This is a genomic window from Kitasatospora putterlickiae, from assembly GCF_039527695.1.
In the GTDB taxonomy this organism is placed as follows: Bacteria; Actinomycetota; Actinomycetes; order Streptomycetales; family Streptomycetaceae; genus Kitasatospora; species Kitasatospora putterlickiae.
Window position 1 is genome coordinate 14455 of record NZ_BAAAKJ010000147.1, and the last position, 4529, is coordinate 18983.

The following is a 4529-nucleotide window of genomic DNA, read 5'->3' on the forward strand; positions in this document are numbered from 1 at the left end:
TCGTGGGCGCTTCGCCACCGGCCCAACCGATGTGACGGTCCGTCACCCCAGGTAAAGGCACGCGGACTGTCCGGTTAGTCGCGAACACGGTTCGCTTCCCAGCGTGACCACAGATGGCTTATGTTGTCCTTGTGGCGTGACATTCGAACGATATCCTCGTGTCCGTCGGATGGTTGGCTACGGGGGTCGGCATGGTTCTGGTGGGACGCGTTCGTGAGGAATCGATCCTGGACGAACTTCTTATGGGGTGTTCGGCCGGCCGGGGGGGCGTAGCCCTCGTCACCGGCGTGGCGGCGAGCGGCAAAACGGAGTTGATGAATGCCTTCGTGAGACATGCCTCGGAGGCCGGCGCGCTGGTCCTCTCGGCGATGGCCACCCGGTCGGAGTCGGAGATCCCGTTCGGCGTTGTTGACCAACTCTCGCACAACGCCCTGCTGGCCCCGGAGGACGTCCATGAGATCCAGGGGGCCATCGAGGCGGGGGTGTTGCTCGCGGACGTGCGGGGCAGTGACCCCGACCGAATTCACCCTGAGCATGCCAAGGTGTTGGCTAGACTGCACGTCGCGTTGACGCGATTGTCGCGCTGTGGTTCCGGTCCGCTGGTAATCGCGGTGGACGATCTCCAGGAATCCGACCGTTTTTCCCTCCAGTTGTTGCGCTATCTGGCTCGGAGGATCACGAACCAGCCCGTGCTGATGGTGCTCAACGTGCTTTCCGAGACCACCACCGGCATTCCGCTGTTCCTGATGGAGATCGTCGGCCAGTCCAATACCAGACGGATCCGCCTGGAACCGCTGTCCGGATCCGCCACCGCGCAGTTGATGGCGAATTTCCTGGAAAGCGCGGACGTCGCCCGGTTGCTGCCGGAGTACGAGCGGCTCAGCGGGGGGAACCCGCTCCTGGTGCGCGGACTGCTCGACGACCACCGGGGCGGCCCGGGCGGTCCCGCGGACCGCGTGCCGCACGTCGCGGACGGCTACCGGCAGGCCGTCACCCGCAGCCTGCGGCGCACCGACCCGAACGCCGCCGAGGCCGCCTACGGCCTCGCCGTCCTCGGCCTGCCGCGCGTCAACGCCCTGGTCGGCCGGCTGCTCGCGGTGGAGACCGACGCGCTGGAGCGCTGCGAGCAGATCCTGCTGCGCACCGGCCTGCTGGGGCCCAGCGGCTTCCGCCATCCGGAGGCCCGCGCCGCCGTCCTGGACAGCCTCGACCCGGCCCGGCGCGGCGAACTCCACCTGAGGGCGGCCCGACTGCTCTTCATCGAGGGCGCGCCGGCCACCGAGGTCGCCGGGCACCTGCTGGCGGCCGACGCGGCGCCCGACCCCTGGGCCGTGCGGCTCCTGCTGGAGGCGGCCGAACAGGTCCTGAGCGAGGACCAGGTGGAGCTCGCCGCCGAGTACAGCCGGCTCGCCCACCGCGAGGCGGCCGAGCCCGACCAGCGCGCCGACGTCACCCTGATGCTCGCCCAGATCGACGGCCAGGGAAGCCCGGTCGCGGCCGTCCGGCACTGCGTCACCCTGACCGAGGCCCTGCACGAGGGCAAGCTCAACCAGAGCCAGGCCATCCAGCTGGTCAAGTACCTGTTGCAGCAGGGCCCTTCGGAGCAGGCCGAGTCGGCGCTGCGCCACCTGTGCGAGACCCTGCGCCAGGAGGGCGTCGCCACGACCAGCGAGTGGGAGGCCTTCCGGCTCTGGCTGGGCTGTACCTTCCCGCTGCTGGCCGGCCGGTTCGCGCCCCTGACGGAGACGTCGGGGCAGCCGCGCGACTCCACCAACCCCTACCTCCAGGCCTCGCGCCTGCTCGACGGCGTGCTGCGCGGCACCCTCTCCGAGGCCGGCATCGACGCCGTGCAGGAGCACCTCCAGACGCTCGGGCTGAACGAGACGACGCTGGAGCCGCTGACCGTGGCGCTGACGGCGCTGGTCTACGCCGACCGCCAGCGGGCCGCCGTCGCCTGGGGTGACGAACTGCTGCGCGAGGCGCGGGCCCGCAACATCCCCAGCTGGCTCGGGGTGCTGTCATCGGTGATGGCCAAGGCGACCGTCCGCTCCGGCGACCTGGCCGCGGCCGAGCGGCACGCCGCGGCGGCCCTGGAGTGGCGGCCGGAGATCAAGTACGCCCTGGCCACCCAGGCGCTGGTCCGCACCGCCCGCGGCGACCTCGACGCCGCCGGCGGGATGCTGAACCGGCCGCTGCGCAGCGCGGTGCTGGAGAACCCGTCCGGCCTGTACTACCGGCACGCCCGGGGCCACTACTACCTGGCGATCGGCCGCGCGCACGCGGCGCTGATGGAGTTCCGGGCCTGCGGCCAGGACATGCGGGCCTGGGAGATGGACCTGCCCTCGCTGGTGCCGTGGCGCAGCGACCTGGCCCAGGCGCTGATCGCGCTCGGCCGGACCGACGAGGCCAGGGAGCTCGCGACCGAGCAGCTGTCCGCGCTGAAGCGGTCCTGGGGCCGCACCCGCGCGCTGACGCTGCGGGTCATCGCCGAGGCCTCCGGGGCGGAGTGCCGCCCGCCGCTGCTGGCCGAGGCGCTGGCGAGCCTGGAGGAGTCGCCGGACCAGGTCGAGCGCTCCCGGATCCACGGCCTGCTCGGCCGCACCCACCGCCTGCTCGGCGACGCCGACGCGGCCGGCCGGCACATCCAGCGGGCCCGCCAGCTGGCCAAGGACTGTCAGGCCGACGGACTGCTCCCGGGGCTGCCGCCGGAGGACGAGCCGCAGCCGGTCGCGGCGGGGCGCGGCGCCGAACTGATCGGCATCGAGGACCTCAGCAAGGCGGAGCAGCGCGTCGCGCGGCTGGTCAGCCAGGGCTTCACCAACAGCGAGGTGGCGGACAAGCTGTTCATCACGGTCAGTACGGTGGAGCAGCACCTGACCCGGATCTACCGGAAGCTGGGCCTCAAGCACCGCAGCGCCCTGCAGTCGCTGGCGGAGGGCGTGCTGGTCGACAGCTGCTGACCCGCCGTCACGGGGAGGGCCGGCCGGCGGGCCCGGTGTCGTCCATCAGCCGGCTCTCCCAGGCCCAGGCCGCGATCTCCACCCGGTTGCGCACCCGGAGCTTGCCCTGGACGGTCGCCAGGTGGCTCTTGACCGTGCTCACCGAGATGAACAGCGCGGCGGCGATCTCCTGGTTGGTGCGCCCGCGCGCGATGGCCCGGACGACCTCGGTCTCCCGGGCGGACAGCGGCTGCGCGGGGCCGCTCACCGCGGTCCGCCGGGCGGGGGCCAGGCTCCGCAGCAGCCGCAGGGTGATCGACGGGGAGATCAGGGCGTCACCGGCGCAGGCGGCCCGGACCGCCTCGACCAGCAGGGCCGGCCCGGCGTCCTTCAGCACGAAGCCGACCGCTCCGGCGTGCAGGGCGCCGTGCACGTACTCGTCGAGGTCGAAGGTGGTGACGATCACCACCCGCAGCGGGTCGGCGACACCGGCACCGGCCAGGGCGCGGGTGACCTCGATGCCGTCCAGCCTCGGCATCCGGATGTCGACCAGGCAGACGTCGGGGCGCAGCCGCCGCGCGAGCCCGACCGCCTCGGCGCCGTCCGCGGCCTCGCCGACCACGGTGATGTCGTCCTGGTCCTCCAGGATGAGCCGCAGGCCGCCGCGGACCATCGCCTGGTCGTCGGCGAGCAGGACCCGGATGGTCAACGCGACTCCTTCACCAGGACCGGCACGGTGGCCAGCACCGACCAGCCGGCGCCCGCCTCCGGGCCCGCGGTCAGCGTGCCGCCGAGCGCCTCGACGCGTTCGCGCATGCCGATCAGGCCGAAGCCGCCCTTCTGCAGGTGCCGGGTCCGGCCGTGGCCGGCCGGCGCGTCGTTGGTGACCGAGACGGTGACGGCCCCCCGGTCCTGGGCGACGTCGACGACCGCGCGGCGCGCGTGCGAGGCGTGCCGGGCGATGTTGGTCAGGGACTCCTGGACGATCCGGTAGACCGTGCTGTCCACCTCGGGCGGCCAGGGCGCCGGCTCCCCGGGCAGCCGGAGTTCGATGTCCGGCCCGTGGCCCTCGAAGCGCCGGACGAGTTCGGGCAGCCGGTCCAGGCCGTGCGTGGTGGGGGAGGTGGTGACCACGTCCTCGGTGTCGCGCAGCAGACCGACCACCCGGCGCATCGCGGCCAGCGCCTCGGTGCCCGCCCCCTCGATGCCCGCGAGGGTGTCGTCCAGCGTCCCGGGGCGCGACCGGGCGACGATCCGGGCGGCCTGCGCCTGCACCACGATCCCGGTGACGTGGTGGGCGACCACGTCGTGCAGCTCCCGGGCCAGCGTCAGCCGTTCGTCCTGTCGCACGGCCTCGGCGGCGGCGCGGCGGCGGTACTCCAGGAAGCGCAGCAGCAGGCCCGCGCCGAGGGCCAGCACCCAGGCGTCGGTGCCCACCCGGAAGGCGGTGCCGGGTCCGTCCTGGGTGAGCCGCCCGGCGGCCATCAGCACCAGGCCGGCGGCGGCGATGGCACCGGCCTGCCGGCGGGGCAGCGCCCGGACGGCCGATCCGCCGAGGACGAGCAGCGCCAGGACGGCGCCGGGGCCCCG

3 protein-coding genes are annotated in these 4529 nt (G+C 73.4%); 1 reads left to right on the forward strand and 2 read right to left on the reverse strand.

Annotation, left to right across the window (positions count from 1 at the left end; genetic code table 11):
- The first annotated feature begins 191 nt into the window (after positions 1-191).
- Entirely contained in the window at positions 192-2960 is a 2769-nt protein-coding gene (locus tag ABD308_RS15350) for a helix-turn-helix transcriptional regulator (RefSeq protein WP_344333868.1), read from the forward strand.
- A gap of 7 nt (positions 2961-2967) precedes the next feature.
- Here ABD308_RS15350 and ABD308_RS15355 read toward each other — a convergent pair whose 3' ends face one another.
- Both ABD308_RS15355 and ABD308_RS15360 read right to left on the reverse strand, forming a co-directional pair.
- Positions 2968-3648: a response regulator gene (locus ABD308_RS15355; protein WP_344333870.1), complete on the reverse strand. Its 681-nt coding sequence runs from the start codon at positions 3646-3648 to the stop codon at positions 2968-2970.
- Positions 3645-4529: sensor histidine kinase (locus ABD308_RS15360; RefSeq protein ID WP_344333872.1), on the reverse strand; the 885-nt coding region annotated here is incomplete at its 5' end. The genes ABD308_RS15355 and ABD308_RS15360, both read right to left, overlap by 4 nt.